14 protein-coding genes are annotated in these 16,054 nt (G+C 71.8%); 10 read left to right on the top strand and 4 right to left on the bottom strand.

Annotation, left to right across the window (positions count from 1 at the left end):
- The first annotated feature begins 28 nt into the window (after positions 1–28).
- The 3 genes from H9Y04_RS40090 to H9Y04_RS40080 all read left to right on the top strand — a co-directional run bounded on the left by H9Y04_RS40090 (position 29) and on the right by H9Y04_RS40080 (position 2,673).
- A complete protein-coding gene (locus tag H9Y04_RS40090) occupies positions 29–577 on the top strand; it encodes a DUF1097 domain-containing protein (protein WP_187819176.1) in 549 nt (182 codons plus the stop codon).
- 33 nt (positions 578–610) lie between these two features.
- Positions 611–1,456: a patatin-like phospholipase family protein gene (locus tag H9Y04_RS40085; protein WP_187819175.1), complete on the top strand. Its 846-nt coding sequence runs from the start codon at positions 611–613 to the stop codon at positions 1,454–1,456.
- A gap of 377 nt (positions 1,457–1,833) precedes the next feature.
- Positions 1,834–2,673, top strand: coding sequence for a spermidine synthase (locus H9Y04_RS40080; protein WP_187819174.1), 840 nt, complete (start codon positions 1,834–1,836; stop codon positions 2,671–2,673).
- Here H9Y04_RS40080 and H9Y04_RS40075 read toward each other — a convergent pair.
- A complete protein-coding gene (locus H9Y04_RS40075) occupies positions 2,635–4,005 on the bottom strand; it encodes an MFS transporter (RefSeq protein ID WP_187819266.1) in 1,371 nt (456 codons plus the stop codon). The genes H9Y04_RS40080 and H9Y04_RS40075 overlap by 39 nt on opposite strands.
- A 131-nt stretch (positions 4,006–4,136) precedes the next feature.
- The gene (locus H9Y04_RS40070; RefSeq protein WP_187819173.1) at positions 4,137–5,225 is read right to left on the bottom strand and encodes a DUF8017 domain-containing protein; all 1,089 of its coding nucleotides are present in this window, start codon (positions 5,223–5,225) and stop codon (positions 4,137–4,139) included.
- Between the two features lie 143 nt (positions 5,226–5,368).
- On the opposite strand from H9Y04_RS40070, the gene H9Y04_RS40065 reads away from it, so the two are divergent.
- The 4 genes from H9Y04_RS40065 to H9Y04_RS40050 all read left to right on the top strand — a co-directional run bounded on the left by H9Y04_RS40065 (position 5,369) and on the right by H9Y04_RS40050 (position 11,122).
- Positions 5,369–5,821 carry a DUF4442 domain-containing protein gene (locus H9Y04_RS40065; protein WP_187819172.1) on the top strand — a complete coding sequence of 151 codons (453 nt, stop codon included), beginning with the start codon at positions 5,369–5,371 and terminating at the stop codon, positions 5,819–5,821.
- 283 nt (positions 5,822–6,104) lie between these two features.
- Entirely contained in the window at positions 6,105–8,588 is a 2,484-nt protein-coding gene (locus tag H9Y04_RS40060) for a beta-glucosidase family protein (RefSeq protein WP_187819171.1), read from the top strand.
- 2 nt (positions 8,589–8,590) lie between these two features.
- The gene (locus H9Y04_RS40055) at positions 8,591–10,222 is read left to right on the top strand and encodes a carboxylesterase/lipase family protein (RefSeq protein WP_187819265.1); all 1,632 of its coding nucleotides are present in this window, start codon (positions 8,591–8,593) and stop codon (positions 10,220–10,222) included.
- A 279-nt stretch (positions 10,223–10,501) separates the two neighbouring features.
- A complete protein-coding gene (locus H9Y04_RS40050) occupies positions 10,502–11,122 on the top strand; it encodes a DedA family protein (RefSeq protein ID WP_236072028.1) in 621 nt (206 codons plus the stop codon).
- Between the two features lie 47 nt (positions 11,123–11,169).
- Here the strand turns inward: H9Y04_RS40050 and H9Y04_RS40045 are convergent, their stop codons facing one another.
- A complete protein-coding gene (locus H9Y04_RS40045) occupies positions 11,170–11,763 on the bottom strand; it encodes an MBL fold metallo-hydrolase (protein WP_187819169.1) in 594 nt (197 codons plus the stop codon).
- Between the two features lie 80 nt (positions 11,764–11,843).
- Between H9Y04_RS40045 and H9Y04_RS40040 the strand changes: the two genes are divergently transcribed.
- Positions 11,844–12,818 carry a GlxA family transcriptional regulator gene (locus tag H9Y04_RS40040; protein ID WP_187819168.1) on the top strand — a complete coding sequence of 325 codons (975 nt, stop codon included), beginning with the start codon at positions 11,844–11,846 and terminating at the stop codon, positions 12,816–12,818.
- Between the two features lie 119 nt (positions 12,819–12,937).
- A complete protein-coding gene (locus tag H9Y04_RS40035) occupies positions 12,938–14,467 on the top strand; it encodes an alpha/beta hydrolase (RefSeq protein ID WP_187819167.1) in 1,530 nt (509 codons plus the stop codon).
- A gap of 8 nt (positions 14,468–14,475) precedes the next feature.
- Here the strand turns inward: H9Y04_RS40035 and H9Y04_RS40030 are convergent, their stop codons facing one another.
- Entirely contained in the window at positions 14,476–15,015 is a 540-nt protein-coding gene (locus H9Y04_RS40030; protein ID WP_187819166.1) for a gamma carbonic anhydrase family protein, read from the bottom strand.
- Positions 15,016–15,152: 137 nt separating this feature from the next.
- On the opposite strand from H9Y04_RS40030, the gene H9Y04_RS40025 reads away from it, so the two are divergent.
- A complete protein-coding gene (locus H9Y04_RS40025) occupies positions 15,153–15,908 on the top strand; it encodes an acyltransferase (protein ID WP_187819165.1) in 756 nt (251 codons plus the stop codon).
- The last annotated feature ends 146 nt before the right edge of the window (positions 15,909–16,054 follow it).

The following is a 16,054-nucleotide window of genomic DNA, read 5'->3' as shown; positions in this document are numbered from 1 at the left end:
GGGCGCCACCACCGTCGCGGCCCCGGTGATGCGCGAACGCATACCGCACGAGATCGTGGCCTCCGTGCTCGCCGCGACCACCGCGTTCATCGGCGGCAACGCCCTGCATCTGCCGCCCTGGGCGATCTTCATCGCCTGGGCGGGCACCTTCCTGCTCGGCGGCCCGAACCTCACCAACGCCAAACGCCTGTGGTGCGCCATGCCGATGGGTTCCACCTTCGCCCTGGTCATCGTGCTCCTGGAGACCAACGCGGGCACCGCCTTCGGCGAGAGCCAGCTGGCGCGCAACTTCTTCGCCGCGCTGTGCATCCTGGTCGTCAACACGACCCTGATGTACACCGGCCGCCTCCCCCTCTTCTCCCTCATCCCCGGCATGTTCTTCGGATTCGCCAGCTACTTCGCGACCTTCTTCGGCGGCTTCGGCTACGACGCCGGCAACGCCTGGTCGGCCTGGATCTGCGTGATCGCGATGAACGCCCTCGGCCCGGTCTTCGCCTGGCTCTCGATCCGGCTGGCGTTCCCCGTACCGGTCGAGCCAGTACCCTCGCCGTCCCCCACTCTGCATACTCCTCGGTAGGCAGCGCGGGCACCGACACGGACAGGGGCACCCATGGGCGACACGGCACTCGTACTCGGCGGCGGAGGACTCACCGGTGTCGGATGGGAGATCGGCATCCTGCACGGACTCGCCCGCGCCGGGGTCGATCCGTCCGCTGCCGACCTCGTCGTCGGTACGTCGGCGGGCTCGGTCGTCGGCGCCCAGCTGACCTCGGGAGTGCTGTCGCACGAGGAGCTCTTCGAGCGTCAACTCGTCGACCCCAAGGGGGAGATCCCGGCGACCATGGGGCCCGCGATGTTCGCCCGGTACGCCTGGGGCGCGGTGCGTTCGCGCGATGCGAAGGCGTACGGCATCCGGATGGGGAAGATGGCCTCGGCCCTGCGTACTGTCCCCGCGGAGGACCGGCGCGAGGTGATCGCGCAGCGGCTGCTCTCGCACGACTGGCCCGAGGACCGCCGCCTCGTGGTCACCGCGGTCGATGCCACGACCGGTGACCTTGTGCCCTTCGACCGGGACAGCGGCGTCGGCCTGGTGGACGCGGTCTCCGCGAGCTGCGCGGTGCCCGGGGTGTGGCCGCCGATCACCATCGACGGCCGGCGCTACATCGACGGCGGCGTGCACTCCTCCGCCAACGCGGCCCTCGCGGCCGGCTACGCGAAGGTCCTGATCATCGCGCCCATGGCGATGGGCGGCGGGCCGCTGCCGACCCCGCGCGCCCAGGCGGCGAAGCTCGCCGCCGCCGGCGCGAAGGTCGTCCTGATCACCCCGACCCGCGAGGCCCGCCGCACCTTCGGCCGCAACGTCCTCGACCCCACCCGCCGCGCCCCGGCGGCCCGCGCGGGCCTGGCCCAGGCCACCGCGCACGTGGCCGAGGTCAGGCGGCTGTGGGAGGACTAGGTCCGACGTGGACCCTGGTCGTGCCGCATCAGCCCAGGGTCTGCGTCAGTTCGCTGCGGCTCGGTGTGTGGACGCGAGGCATTGCCGTGCACGGTCGCCACCGCCAACGACCTCGTACCCACGCGCCCGCACATCCTCCACGGCGACATCGAGCCGGCGCCTTGACTCCTTCGGCACCCCGCTCGACGGGGAGGTGACGCCGACGCGGTCACCGGGCCGCAGCGGGCGGGGGTAGCGGATCGGCATGCGCGGATTCCGGCACGGAGGCCTGACCGGACGACCGGACGACAGGCGTGCGCACGCGCCGTAGGCCAGGGAGCGCGGGCCAGCGGCCGCAAGCGGACCCCGGCGCGCGTCAGGCCCGGCACAATGGAGCGGTGGACGAGCCGATACCCGTGATGCGCACCGTGGACCACGGTGTCGCCAAGCTGATGCCCGATGTGGACCGGCCACGGGCCTGGCTCCTGACCGTCGACGGCGCCCCGCAGTCGTATGTGGACCTCGACGACCCGACCCATCTGGAGTTCGAGTACGCGCGCCGGCTCGCCCACGCCATCGACGCCCTGGACGACGGCGCGCTCGACGTGGTCCACCTCGGCGGCGGTGCGCTGACCCTGCCGCGCTATCTCGCCCGGACCCGCCCCGGCTCACGCCAGCACGTCGTCGACGCCGATCGCGCCCTGCTCGCCCTGATCGCCGAGCAGCTCCCGGTGGCCGACGACGCGGGGATACGGATGCACGGCGCGGATGCCCGTACCTGGCTGGAGTCCGCCGCTGACGCGAGCGCGGATCTGCTCGTCGCCGACGTGTTCGGCGGTTCGCGGGTGCCCGCGCATCTGACGACGCTCGGCTATGCCCGCGAGGCCGAGCGGGTGCTGCGCCCTGACGGGGTGTACCTCGCCAACCTCGCGGACGGCGCGCCCTTCACCTTCCTGAGGTCTCAACTGGCCACGTTCCAGGCCGTGTTCGCGCATCTGGCCCTGATCGCGGAGCCCGGCGTCCTGCGCGGCCGCCGCTTCGGCAACGCGGTCCTCGTCGCCGCCCGCCATGAGCTGGACACCGCCGAGCTCGCCCGCCGCACCGCGGCCGATGCCTTCCCCGCACGGGTCGTGCAGGGCCAGGCACTCGTCCGCTTCATCGACGGCGCGAGGCCGGTCGAAGAGGCCGACGCGGTGGCCTCACCCGAGCCGCCCGGCGGGTCGTTCAGCATCGGCTGACGCGTCGGCGGAAACAGGGTCTGCTTCCTCGGCCGAAGCAGGGCCTGACTCCTTGGCCGAAGCAGGCGCTGCCCCCTCGGCCGCCCCGTCGCCCGGCCTCTCGGCCCCCGCCGTGCCCGAAGCCACCACCGACCCGGTGCGCCGCGTCAGATTCCGTACGTCGGGAACGCACAGCACCGCCGCCGTCACCACCACGACGAGCACCGCACACCCCCACAGCGCGGGCTCACGTCCGAACGCCGACTCCGCGGGCCCGGCGAGCGCCGTGGCCAGCGGCACCATCGAGATCGACCCGAACCAGTCGTAGGCGGCCACCCGCGAGAACTTCTCCTCGGGGATCTCCTGATGCAGCGCCGTCATCCACGAGACGCCGAACACCTCGATCGCGACCCCGGTCACGAACATCACGGCCGCGAGTCCCGCCACCGGCAGCGGTACGGCGAGCGCCGCCGAGGGCAGCGCCAGCGGGAAGACACAGAGGGATCCGACGAACAGCATGCGCCGCGGTTTCCAGCGCATCATCAGGAACGCGCCACCCACCGTGCCCGCACCGAACGCCGCGAGCGCAAGCCCCCACGGACCCGGCCCGCCCAGCTCGTCGCGGGCGACCAGCGGTCCGTAGACCGACTCCGCGGCGCCGACGACCGCGACCACCACGGAGAACTGCGCGACGATCGTCCACAGCCAGGTCCGCCCGATGAACTCCTGCCAGCCCTCGCGCAGATCGGCCAGCATCCCGCCGCCCTTGCCGCGGTCGGGGATGTGGCTCACGTCGAGGAAGGCGCGCAGCGCGCCGGCCACCGCGAAGGCCGCCGCGTCCACCGCGAGTACCCAGCCGGGCCCCATCGCGGCGATCATCGCGCCGCCGAGCGCCGCACCGCCGATCGCGGCACCGTGCATCGCCATACGGAACATCGCGAAGGCACGGCCGGCCTGTTCGCCCTCGACGCTGGACAGAAGCATGCCCTCGGCGGCCGGATTGAAGAAGGCCTGCCCGGTGCCGCCGAGCGCGGTGAGCAGCATCATCTGCCACAGCTGAGGCTCGCCCGCGAGCACGACGACCGCGAAGGCGGCCTGCGAAAGGCAGTTGAGCGCATTGGCCGCGACCATCACCCGGTGCCGCGGCAGGCGGTCCGCGACCGCGCCGCCTATCAGCAGGAAGAGCACCAGCGGCAACGTGCGCGCCATGGCGACGAGCCCGACGTCACCCCCGTCGCCCCCGTTGTCGAGCACGGCGAAGGCCGCCGCGATGAGGGCGCCATGGCTGCCGAGGTTGGTGACGATCGCGGCGGCGGTGAGCAGCGAGTAGTTGCGCCCGGCCCAGGAGGGCATGCGAAAGCGGGCGGACGGGGCCGGGGTGGGATGCACCCCGGAACTATCCCTGTCCGCCCGCCAGGACACCAAATGCATTTCCGCACGCCGGGGCGAGGGGCGTACGGGGACGTCTTCGGCTGGTGAGCCGGTCAGCCGGTCTCGGTGGGGTTGCCCGCCAGCCGTACCGTGCTGAGGATCTTCATGATCGTCTCGTCGGGCAGCTCACCCTCCACACCCGTGGGGGCGTGCAGGCTCCAGGAGACGAAGTCGTTCGCGGAGTTCTTGAAGCCGAAGGTGATCGCCTTGCCGTCCGAGGCGCACTTGCCCGTGTCCGGGGTGTTCTTCGAACGGGCCCAGCCGTAGGCGCCCTTCACACCGGAGGACGTGGTGTAGGGCGTGCCCTTCTTGTCCCAGGTCATGCTCTTCTTGTCCGGCTGCGTGTAGCCGCCGTAGACCCACCGCGGCGCGTCGCTGAGGATGATGTCGTCGAAGTTCTTCGCGCCGTTCGAGCCCTTGGTGCCCACCGTGGCCAGCGGCGTGTTGTCCTTCGTGCCGTCCTTGTCGTCGTCAGACTCGCACCACGTCTTCTTGTAGTACGCGGGCGCGGACATGATGATCAGCGGCGCGATCTCGTCGGGCTTCTTGACATCCTCGAAGCCGACCATCATCGAGGGAGTGTCGACCTCCCAGTCCGCCGGCACGTCGAACGCCGTGCCCCGCTTGGGGTTGACCACGACCTTCCAGCCCGGGATGACCGGGTCGATGTTGGAGCCGGTGCCGCGCGGGTTCTCCTCCTCGGAGGCCGAGGCGGACGGGCTCTTCGGCGCGGAGGAGGTCTTGTCCCCGCCCTTGGCGGTGTCCGAGCCCTTGTCGTCGTCCTTGCCGAGCACCAGATAACCGGTGACACCCGCCGCGACGACCACCGCGGACGCCGCGATGATCGCCACCAGCTTGGTGCGGTCACCGCCGCCACCGCCCTGCGGCGGCTGCGGTCCGCCAGCCAGGCTCGGCGCGTTCCACGCCTCGGGACCGGGCTGCTGGTAGCCCTGCTGCTCACCCGTCCCCGGGTAGCCCTGCTGGCCGGTCTGCGGGTATCCCTGCTGCTGGTAAGGGTTCGGCTGCTGAAATCCCGGCTGCTGATAGGGATTCGGCTGCTGGTACCCCGGCTGCTGATACGGATTCTGGTTCGCGTCCTGCGGGTTCTGCTCGCCCCCGGGCGGCTGCTGTCCTGGCCACATGGCGAGTAACGATAGAGGGGTGGCCTCACCCGTGCCACGGCCGCCCCCGATTGTGACGAGCTCGGCACACACCGCACCCATACGTCCGCTGTGGGGAAGAAGGGTATGGTCAAGCAGGCTTACCGGTCGGTAACATGCGGTTCATGAGCGCAGACCAGATGTCGATCGGCGAGATGCTCGCCGCGACCGTTCCGATGGCACGCACCCTGAACCTCGAGTTCGGCGAGACCAGTCCCGAGCGGGCCGTGGTGTCGCTGCCGGACCAGGGCGACTTCCACAACCACGTCGGCGGACCGCACGCCGGTGCGATGTTCACGCTGGGGGAGTCCGCGAGCGGTGCCATCGTGCTCGCCGCGTTCGGTGACCAGCTCTCGCGTGCGGTGCCGCTCGCGGTGCGCGCCGACATCGCCTACAAGAAGCTCGCCATGGGGCCGGTCAAGGCCACCGCGACCCTGGGCCGCCCCGTCGCCGAGGTCGTCGCCGAGCTCGACGAGGGCAAGCGCCCCGAATTCCCCGTCGGGATCGAGATCACGCGCGAAGACGGCGCCGTCACGGGCGAGATGACGGTCGTCTGGACCCTGCGCCCCAACAGCTGATGATCTTCACCGCCTGAACGCACAACCCCGGAGGGCCGCCCTCTCCGTGCCGACGCGCCCGCTGCATCCACCCCGCAGCGGGCGCGTTTTTGTTTTCCGTTCAACTCATTGACACGAGTCAGTGACGGTCATACGTTTCCCGGCGTAACCCGCAGTGTCTGACAGCCCGTCAACTCTCGTTTGTCGCATAGTGCGTCTATTGCGCGTTCAAGGAACGAGCACCGCTCACTTGTTGACACGTGTACACGCGCCGCCTTGTCACGTACTGAAGGAGTCACGGCTCATGACCGCACCGCACGTTTCGCGCCGCTCCGCACTGCGCCTCTTCGGCACCGCGGTCGCCGTGGCCACCGCTGCGACCGCCGGCGTGGCAGTGCCCGCCCACGCGGCCGAAGCCACGCGCGGACCCGGCCGCACCGCGGGCGCGCGCGTGGAAGCGCTGATCGCCCGCCTCACCCTCGACGAGAAGATCTCGCTGCTGCACGGCGCCGAGGACCCCAGAGCCCTCGGCCAGGCCGGCTACATCCCCGGCGTGCCCCGCCTCGGCATCCCCGAGCTGCGCCTGGCCGACGGCCCCGCCGGTGTCCGTATCAAGGAACCGGCCACCGCCCTGCCCGCCCCGGTTCTGCTCGCCTCCACCTTCGACCCCTCGCTGGCCCGCGCGTACGGGAAGGTCATCGGCCGTGAGGGCCGCGCGCTCGGCCAGGATGTGCTGCTCTCGCCGATGTGCAACCTGATCCGCACCCCGTACGCGGGGAGGAATTTCGAGACCTTCGGCGAGGACCCGCTGCTCAGTGCCGACATGGTCGCCGAGGAGATCCGGGGCATCCAGGGCGAGGGTCTCGTCGCGACGGTGAAGCACTTCGCGATGAACAATCAGGAGAAGGACCGCAACACGATCGACGTGTACGCGGACGAGCAGACCATGCACGAGACCGAGCTGCGCGCCTTCGAGGCCGCCATCGCCGCCGGGGCGGGCTCCGTCATGGGCGCGTACAACAAGGTCAACGGCACGTTCGCCTGCGAGAGCAAGGCCCTGCTCACTGACATCCTGCGCGAGCGCTGGGGCTTCGACGGCTGGGTGATGACCGACTGGTTCGCCGCGCACAGCACCGTGGAGGCGATCACCGCGGGCCTCGACATGGAGATGCCCGGCGGCATCTACTTCGGCGACGCCCTGAAGAAGGCCGTGCGGGGCGGCAGCGTGCCCGAGTCGGCCGTGGACCGCTCGGTGCGCCGGTTGCTCTCCGTAATGGACCGCTTCGGGCTGCTCGACGGCTCCATCGGCAAGCGCCCCGCCCGCGACGCCCCGGCCGGCGCCCGCACCGCCCTGGAGATCGCCAAGGCCGGCGCCACCCTGCTGCACAACCGCCGCGGCACGCTCCCGCTGCAGGGCCCGGCGGCCCGCAGCATCGCGGTCATCGGACCGACCGGCAAGCAGCCCTTCGTCAGCGGCGGCGGCAGCGCCCATGTCGTGCCCGATCACGCCGACACCCCGCTGGACGCCATCCGCGCCCGCGCCGGACGCGCCGCGCAGGTCTCGTGCGCGCTCGGCGAGGACCTGTACGGCAAGGCGATCCCCAAGGACCTGCTCAGCCCCGGCTTCGACGCCGAGGGCCAGGGTGTCGCACCCGGCGCCACCTGGAGTTACGACGGGACGCTCGACGTCGGCAGGGCGGGGGAGTGGACGTTCGTGATCCACTACTCCGGCGAGCGGCCCAAGGTGCTGCTCGACGGCGAGGAGCTGTTCCCGCTGGCTCCCGGCGTCGGCGAGTTCTTCTCCGGCGGTCTCATCAACGCCGCGCCCGACGGGCTCTCCGTCCGCCGCAAGACCCTCGACGTCCCCGCGGGCGGACGTCAGCTGAAGATCACGGCCAAGGGCGGCGACAAGGGCCAGATCTTCCGTATCCGCAGAGTGACCGCCGCGACCCGGGCGCTCGACGTCGGCGAGGCGGTGCGGGCCGCGCGCCGCGCGCACAGCGTGGTGCTCTTCGCCTACGAGGACGCCACCGAGGGCATGGACCGCACCACCATCGCGCTGCCGGGCCACCAGGAAGCGCTGATCAAGGCGGTGACCGCCGCCAATCCCCGTACGACCGTCGTCCTGAACACCTCGTCGGCGACCTCGATGCCGTGGCTCGCGCGCACCGGCGCCGTGCTGCAGATGTACTACCCGGGCCAGGAGGGCGCCGCCGCCACCGCCGCGGTCCTCTTCGGCGACTGCGACCCCGGCGGCCGCCTCACCCAGACCTTCCCGCTCGACGACGCCACCCACCCGACGGCCGGCGACCCCGTGCGCTACCCCGGTGTGAACGGGCGCCAGGAGTACACCGAGGGCGTGCACATCGGATACCGGTGGTACGCGGCCGAGGGCAAGCGGAGCCTGTTCCCCTTCGGGCACGGACTCTCGTACACCTCGTTCGGCTACAGCGACCTCGACGTACGCGAGGACGACGGCGGGCTCGCGGTCAGCTTCACCGTGCGCAACACCGGTCGCCGCAGCGGCATCGACGTCGCCCAGGTCTATGTCGGCCCCTCGCCCGAACTCTCCCTCGATCAAGCCGAGTTGGCGCTCGCCGGATACCAGCGGCTCGCGCTGCGGGCCGGGGAGCGGCGCCGGGTCACCGTGCACGTGACGCGGCGGTCGCTGTCCTCCTGGGACAGCAAGCGGCACGACTGGGTGCTCGGCACCGGGCGACGCGCGGTGCAGGTCGGCGCCTCGGCCGGCGATCTGCGGCTGCGGACCATGGCGAAGGTGGGGCGGTGACGATGGACATCTCCGCGATACGCGGGCGCGTCGGCCTGTTCCTCGCGGCGGTGCTCGCCGTGGGCAGCCCGGTGCTCGGCGCCGGGCCCGCCCAGGCGCGCGCGGACCACGACACCGTGGTGCACACCACGGGCGGCCTGGTCCGCGGCGAGAGCACCGAAGCGGGACGTCAGTTCCTCGGCATCACCTACGCCGAGCCGCCCGTCGGCCGGCTGCGCTGGAAGGAGCCGCAGCCGGTGAAGCCCTGGCTCGGCGTCCTGGACGCGACGGAGTTCGGCAACCGCTGTGTGCAGGGCGCCAGTTGGGACCCCGGCTACGAGCGGCCGAGCCTGACGGAGAACTGCCTCGATCTCAATGTGTACGTGCCCGGGTCCAAGGCATCCGCACCTGGCTCCAAAGCGCCCATGCGGCCGCTGCCCGTGATGGTGTGGCTGCACGGCGGCGGGCTCACCGGCGGTGCGGGCGAGGACATCGTGCCCGACGAGTTCGCCGAGCGGACCGGCACCGTCGTCGTCACCGTCAACTACCGCCTCGGAGCGCTGGGTTTCCTCGCCACCGAAGGACTCGACGGTGAGACGAGCGACGGGGTGTCCGGCAACTTCGGGATGCAGGACCAGCAGCTGGCGCTGCGCTGGGTGCAGTCCAACATCGGCCGCTTCGGCGGCGATCCGGGCCGCGTGACCATTGCGGGCGAGTCGGCCGGCGGCGGTTCGGTGTGCAACCAGCTGGCCTCGCCCACCGCCAAGGGGCTCTACCGGGCGGCGATCATCCAGAGCGGTGCGTACAACGACTGCGCGGCCCGTACCCGTACGAAGGCCGTGGACGAAGGTGCCGCCTTCGCGAAGAAGGCCGGCTGCCCCGACCCGGCGACCGCCGTCGCCTGTCTGCGTGGCAAGTCGGCGCAGGAGATCCTCACCGCGCAGGCCGGGTTCAGCTGGGCCGCCGTCGCGGGCGGCCGCTTCCTGCCGCGGCAGCCGGCCGAGGCCTTCGCCGCCGGAGCGGCCGCGGGCATCCCGGTCATGAACGGCGCGAACCAGGACGAGGGCCGACTGTTCGCCTTCGCCCAGTTCGACGGCAACGGCAAGCCCCTGACCGCGGACCAGTACCCCAAGGCCCTGGAGCAGCTCTTCGGCCCAGCGCTCGCGCCCGAGGTCGAACGCCGTTACCCGCTGGGAGATTTCCGTTCGCCGACGATCGCGTTCGGCACGGCGCTCGGCGACCAGTTCATGGCCTGTACGGCGCTGCGGCTCGACCGCACGCTCGCCCGGCGCGGCAAGGTCTACGCGTACGAGTTCGCCGACCGCACCTCGCCGCCGTTCCCCTCGCTGCGCAAGCTGGGCACGAACTTCCCGTTCGGTGCCACGCATGTCAACGAAGTGCAGTACCTGTTCAAGCACTTCGGCATCACCACGCCCCTGGACGACCAGCAGCGGGTCCTCGCACGGCAGATGGTGCAGTACTGGGGCTCCTTCATCCACGGATCCCCGCCGCGCGCCCAGGGCGGGCCGGTCATGCCGCACACCGAGGGCCGCGTCCTGAGCCTGCGCACCGCCTCGGCCGGCGGGCTCCAGGTCAGCACGACGGTCGACGAAGAGCACCTGTGTGACCTCTGGGACGCGGCCGCCACCGCGTGATCCAGTGGCTGCCCGGCGGCATGCAAAGGACCGGCACCGCCGGACCGAGGGGGAGCATGCCGCCGGGCAGATGCAGGTGGTCCGGGCATGCCCCCGGGCAGATGCAGCTGGTCCGGGCACTCCGCCGGACAGATGCAGGTGGTCTGAGGGCATTTCTCCCGGTAGATGAGGGCACTTCTCCGGGTAGATACGGGGGGAATGGTGGCATTCCGCCGGGAAGGTGCGGGCGGACTGGGACCATGCCGTCGTCTTGCGCAGGTGGACCGGAGGGAACGGGCATTGCAGGAGTGGCTCGCGTCCGTCCCCGCGCTCGCGGTCTACCTCCTGGTCGGGACGATTCTGCTGGTCGAGAGCATCGGTATCCCGCTGCCCGGCGGTGTCACCCTCGTCAGCGCCGCGCTGCTCGCCTCGCAGTACGGAGAGATCGACCCGTGGCTGCTCGCGACGGGCGCGGCCGTGGGCGCGGCCACGGGGGCCTTCTGCGGGTTCGCGCTCGGGCGCAGAAGCGGCCGCCCGCTCCTGGAACGGCTCGGCCACCGCTTCCCCCGCCGGTTCGGACCCGACCGGCTCGCCGCGGCCGAGCGATCGTTCCACAAGTGGGGTGTGTGGGCGGTCCTGTTCGGCCGCTTCGTCGCGCTCCTCCGTATCTTCACCGGTCCTGTGGCGGGCGTCCTGCGCATGCCGTACTGGCAGTTCGCCCCGGCGAACGCGGGCGGTGCGGTGCTGTGGGCGGGCGTGACCACCGGGGTGGTCTACCACCTGGGCCTCGCGGCCGGGAGCTGGCTGATACGGGCCTCCCTCGCGGGCCTCGCCCTCGGCGTGCTGCTCGCCTGCGGCGCCCTGTGGATCGTCCGCAGGAGGCGGCGCGCGCCGGCGCCGGGGACCGCTCCTTCCGAATAGCGCGAGGGCCGCCCCTTCCGGTTGACGCGCGGGGTTCGCCCTTCCGGCTAACGCACCACCGTCTCAGCAGACTTGAAAGCCGCCCCGTGCCCCGGCACGATCACCTCGGCCGTCGCGAGGACGCGCTCCCGGGACGCGCGGAGCACCTCGCGGTCCGGGGCGACGGGATCGTCCGCCGGGCCGTCCACGTGCCACCACAGATCCCCCGCGAAGGCCACGACGCCCTCGGCCGTTCCCGCGAGCAGGGTGATGTCCTCGGTGCTGTGACCGGGCGTGCGGATCAGGCGCAGCGACGGGGTGAGTTCGTAGCCTTCCGCGTCGCGGTTGCGCCACTGGTTGCCCCGGTACTCGACCTTGTGGTCGTGCACACGGGCCCGGCCGAACAGGCCGACGTTCATCGTGTTGTCCGGGTGGTGGTGGCTGAGGACCACATCGGTGATGTCCTCGGCCGTGAGGCCGAGTCCGGCGAGCGGACCCAGGATGTCCTCGCGGTCGGCCACCATTCCCGGATCGAAGATCACGTGCCGGTCCCCGTCGTTCACATAGGAGACGGTCGCGGCCACCCCGGGGCCGGTGGAGCCGACATAGCCGGTGGTCAGGATCGTGTACGAGGCGCTGCGGCCGCGCGGTGCGTCTGTCATGCCCTCAGCTTGCCGGGCCCACGGAGCGTGGACGAGTGGCATGGATGCCAGCGATCGCAGGAATCGTGCCACACTGCGGCATGCCTGCCTTCCGTACCGTCGCCGCCCATGTCCCGCCCGGAGCGGGCCTGCTCGCCGTCGGCATCGTCGGTGAGGTGTTCGGCCCGCACGGCGCGGACCTGCCCGGCTTCGACCTCGCCCTGTGCACGGAGCGGCCCGGGCAGGTGCGTACCGACGTGGGCATCCCGATCGCGGTCGAGCACGGCCTGGAGCGGCTGGCCGAAGCCGACTTGGTGATCGCCCTGCCGGGCGCGGACTTCCGTACACCCGCACAGGCACCCGTTCGCGACGCGCTGCGTGCCGCACACGCGCGGGGCGCGACCGTCGCGGCGCACTGCGTGGGCACCTTCGCGCTCGCCGAGGCGGGACTGCTCGACGGCCTGCGGGCGACCACGCACTGGCGGTTCGCCGGGCTCCTCGCCGAGCGTCATCCCGAGGTCGATGTCGACGCCGGCGCCCTGTACGTCGACGAGGGACAGGTCATCACCGGTGCGGGGGCGGCCGCCGGGTTCGACCTGTGTCTGCATCTGCTGCGGCGGGAGTTCGGCGCGACCCTGGCCAACGCCGTGGCCAGGGACATCGTGCTGCCCTCGCACCGGGACGGCGGACAGGCCCAGTACCTCGCCGCCCCCGTCCCCGAGGACGGCGAGGACGAACGGCTCGCCGAGGTGCTTGCATGGGCCCGTACGCAACTCCACCGGCCGCTGCCCGTAGCCGAGTTGGCTCGCCGCGCGGTGATGAGCCGCCGCACCTTCGCCCGCCGCTTCACCGCCGCGACCGGCACCACCCCGCACACCTGGCTGCGCGACCTGCGCCTGGCGCGCGCCGAGGAACTTCTGGAGTCCACGGACCTGCCCGTCGAGGAGATCGCCCACCAGGTGGGCTACTCCAGCGCGGCGGTCCTAAGGGAACAGTTCGTCCGCCGCCGGGGAGTACCACCGCGCTCGTATCGCCGCTCCTTCAGCGCCACGCTCGCAACATCACCTCCTCGGTGAGGTGCTCGCCCCGGTCTTCGGGGAGGCGCGCGTCGGTCAGCCGCTACCGCGACACCCTGCGTGCGGCGGCGGGGCACCGCGCTCAGCCTGGCCGCAGGCGATCACGGGAAAGGGAAGCGATGCAGGTCGGGCGTGGGCGAGCGGCAGCGGCCGGCGTCGTGCTCGCGCTCCTGGGATCGGCGGCTGCAAGCTGCGCCCCCGCGCAGCCGGAGCTCGGGCGCTTCTACGACCAGCGCATCTCCTGGAAGGCCTGCGCGGGACCGGACGGTCCGAAGGAGGCGACGGCCGAGGCCGCCGCCGGCATGGAATGCGGAAGGCTGACCGTGCCGGTCGACTACGCCGACCCCGATGGAGGTTCCCTCACGATCGCGGTGGGCCGCTTCGCGACGGAAGCGGAAGGCGCACGCAGAAAAGGAGCAGTGGTCTTCAACTTCGGCGGCCCCGGCGTTTCCGGCATCGACATCCTGCCCGGGTTCTTTCGCGACAACGGGGGCGGCATCGCCCGGCATTACGACCTGGTGAGCTTCGATCCGCGGGGTGTGGGCCGCAGTTCGCCCGTGCGCTGCGGCGCACAGGACGCGGCGGAGGACCTGGAACGGAAGCTCGCGGACGAGGGCCGGCGCGCGGAGGACTTCGCCCGGGACGTGGCCGAAGGGAAGGAGTACGGCGCGGCCTGCCGCAAGGAGACCGGCCCGCTGCTCGACCACGTCGGGAGCGTGGAGGCCTCGCGGGATCTGGACGTGCTGCGCCATGTGCTGGGCGAGGAGAAGCTGAACTACTTCGGTCTGTCCTACGGAACGCGCCTGGGCGCCGTCTACGCGGGCCAGTTTCCGCAGCGGACCGGCCGGATGGTCCTCGACGCGGTGGACACGCTCGACCTGCCCGCCGAACGGGACGGCCTTGCGGTGGCCAAGGCCTCGGAACAAGCCCTGGACGCCTTCATCGAGGACTGCGCCGCCCGCGAGGCCTGCGCGCTCGGCCGCACCCCGGGGGAGGTGCGCGACCTCGTCGAGGAGCAGACCGCGCGGGTCGCCGCGCGGCCGCCGAAGACCGCGGCGGGCCGGCCGTTCACGGCACTCGATCTGCGCAACGCCATCTGGGTCGCGCTCCTGGCCCAGGATTCCTGGCCCGACCTGGAGCGGGGCCTCGCGGCACTGGCCGGATCAGGGGACCCCGAACCGCTGGCCGGATTCAACCAGGGCATGGACGACATCCTCGGCGGCGGGGGCAGGGAAGCGCTGACCGCCGTCACCTGCATGGACGACCCGGACCGGCCGGCCGACCCGGCAAGCGAGGGCGCGGCCGCGCAACGGCGGTTGGCCTCGCAAGCGCCGTACTTCGCGCCCATGCTGTACGGCCAGGCGGCGAGCTGCGCAGGCTGGCCGCCCGGCAGTACGTTCCTCCGGGAGATCGACCGGCCCGGAGCTCCGGAGATCCTGGCGATCGGAGGAAAGGTCGACCCGGCCACACCCTTCGTATGGGCCGAGCAGACCGCCAGGAAACTGGGGGCGGTGCTGCTGACCTACGAAGGGGTGGGCCACGGGGCCAACGGCTCGCCCTGCGTCAGGGAGAAGATCAACGCCTTCTACGCCGACGGGACACTGCCGGACGAGGGCACTTCCTGTCCGGCCGACCGGCCGGTGCGCTGAGCGGGACGCTACTCGCCGCGCTCCTCGTGCGCGGCCCGGTGTGCCTTCGCCAGTTCCGTGTACATCGCCGCGTTGAGCTTGATGCCCTCGCGCTCCTCCTCGGTCAGCGGCCGGCGCACCTTCGCCGGTACGCCCGCGACCAGCGAGCCCGGCGGCACCTGCATGCCCTGTGGGACCAGTGCCTGGGCCGCGACCAGTGAACCGGCGCCGATCACCGCGCCGTTGAGCACTGTCGCGCCCATTCCGATCAGGCAGTCGTCCTCGACCGTGCAGCCGTGCACCGTGGCGTTGTGGCCGACCGAGACGCGGTCGCCGATGGTCACCGGGAAGCCGGGGTCGACATGGACCGTGCAGTTGTCCTGGATGTTGCTGTCGGTGCCGAGCACGATCGGGCCGCAGTCCGCGCGGAGCACCGCGTGGTACCAGATGCTGGAGCCCGCCTTCAGCGTCACCTCGCCCATCGCGACGGACGTCGGCGCGGCGAAGGCCTCCGGGTCCACCTGGGGGTCCTTGCCGCCGACGCCTGCGATCAACGCCCGCTCTGTCATGCCGTGCTCCTTGCTGCGTATGTCGTGGTGCGCCCTGCTGGAACGGTAAGGGACGGGTGTCCGGGCGGCGGAGGGTGGGGTGAAGATCACAGGCCGTGCCTCTCATCGCCGCGAGCGCGCATGAGTACGGTGTCCGGGTGCCGAACAGGAACACGTTCTCATCGCTGGCCGCGGCCCGCCGCCGCCTGGTCACGCGCGCCGTGCACGCCGGATGGCGCTGGGTGCAGCGGTCGGGAGCCGTCACGGCCGAACGCCCCGGCCGGCTGAAGTTCCGCCGGATCGGGACCGGCACCAAGCTGGCGTTCCCGCAGGGCACGGTGTTCGGTGAACCCTGGATCGAACTCGGCAACCACTGCATCGTCGGCGAACAGGTCACTTTGACCGCCGGCCTGATGCCCGACCTCGACCTCGGCCCCGATCCGATCCTGCGCATCGGCGACGGCGTCGTCCTCGGCCGCGGCAGCCATGTCATCGCCGATACGACGGTCACGATCGGCGCGGACTGCTACTTCGGCCCATACGTCTACGTCACGTCCACGAACCACAGTTACGACGATCCGCAGGAGCCCGTCGGCAAGCAGTGGCCGCGCATGGAGCCGGTGGAGATCGGCCCCGGCTGCTGGATCGGCACGGGCGCGGTGATCCTGCCGGGCGCACGGATCGGCCGCAATGTCGTGGTGGCGGCGGGCGCGGTCGTACGGGGAGAGGTGCCGGATCACGCGGTGGTGGCCGGTGCGCCGGCCCGCGTGGTGCGGCGCTGGCAGGCCGAGACCGGCTGGCAGCCACCGCTGCGGACGCCGCCGCCGGTACCGATCCCGGCGGGAATGACCTCGGAGGAACTGCTCGCGCTGGCGGAGTGGGTGGAGGAGGAGCCCGACGCTCCCGTCGGCTGACCGCCTGCTCGCGGGCACGGCGTCCCACTGCCTGCCGGCAGCGTCGTCCCGGCTGGTCAACTACCCGCCGGCAGCAGCGTCTCAGCTGTTCAACCGCTCGCCGGCAGCGCCGCCCCGTCTGGTCAACTACCCGCCGGCAGCAGCGT

Origin of the sequence: Streptomyces polyasparticus (assembly GCF_014493765.1) — a bacterium.
Taxonomy (GTDB): Bacteria; Actinomycetota; Actinomycetes; order Streptomycetales; family Streptomycetaceae; genus Streptomyces; species Streptomyces polyasparticus.
Note: the sequence above shows the minus strand (reverse complement) of the source record. Positions and strands in the feature narration are given on the sequence as shown.

What these genes read in the sequence shown, in the direction of transcription:
- H9Y04_RS40090 (WP_187819176.1), top strand. Translation starts at nt 29, where the DNA reads ATGCGCGAACGCATACCGCACGAGATCGTGGCCTCCGTGCTCGCCGCG.
- H9Y04_RS40075 (WP_187819266.1), bottom strand. Translation starts at nt 4,005, where the DNA reads ATGCCCTCCTGGGCCGGGCGCAACTACTCGCTGCTCACCGCCGCCGCG.
- H9Y04_RS40055 (WP_187819265.1), top strand. Translation starts at nt 8,591, where the DNA reads ATGGACATCTCCGCGATACGCGGGCGCGTCGGCCTGTTCCTCGCGGCG.
- H9Y04_RS40060 (WP_187819171.1), top strand. Translation starts at nt 6,105, where the DNA reads ATGACCGCACCGCACGTTTCGCGCCGCTCCGCACTGCGCCTCTTCGGC.
- H9Y04_RS40070 (WP_187819173.1), bottom strand. Translation starts at nt 5,225, where the DNA reads ATGTGGCCAGGACAGCAGCCGCCCGGGGGCGAGCAGAACCCGCAGGAC.
- H9Y04_RS40035 (WP_187819167.1), top strand. Translation starts at nt 12,938, where the DNA reads ATGCAGGTCGGGCGTGGGCGAGCGGCAGCGGCCGGCGTCGTGCTCGCG.
- H9Y04_RS40030 (WP_187819166.1), bottom strand. Translation starts at nt 15,015, where the DNA reads ATGACAGAGCGGGCGTTGATCGCAGGCGTCGGCGGCAAGGACCCCCAG.
- H9Y04_RS40040 (WP_187819168.1), top strand. Translation starts at nt 11,844, where the DNA reads ATGCCTGCCTTCCGTACCGTCGCCGCCCATGTCCCGCCCGGAGCGGGC.
- H9Y04_RS40065 (WP_187819172.1), top strand. Translation starts at nt 5,369, where the DNA reads ATGAGCGCAGACCAGATGTCGATCGGCGAGATGCTCGCCGCGACCGTT.
- H9Y04_RS40085 (WP_187819175.1), top strand. Translation starts at nt 611, where the DNA reads ATGGGCGACACGGCACTCGTACTCGGCGGCGGAGGACTCACCGGTGTC.
- H9Y04_RS40045 (WP_187819169.1), bottom strand. Translation starts at nt 11,763, where the DNA reads ATGACAGACGCACCGCGCGGCCGCAGCGCCTCGTACACGATCCTGACC.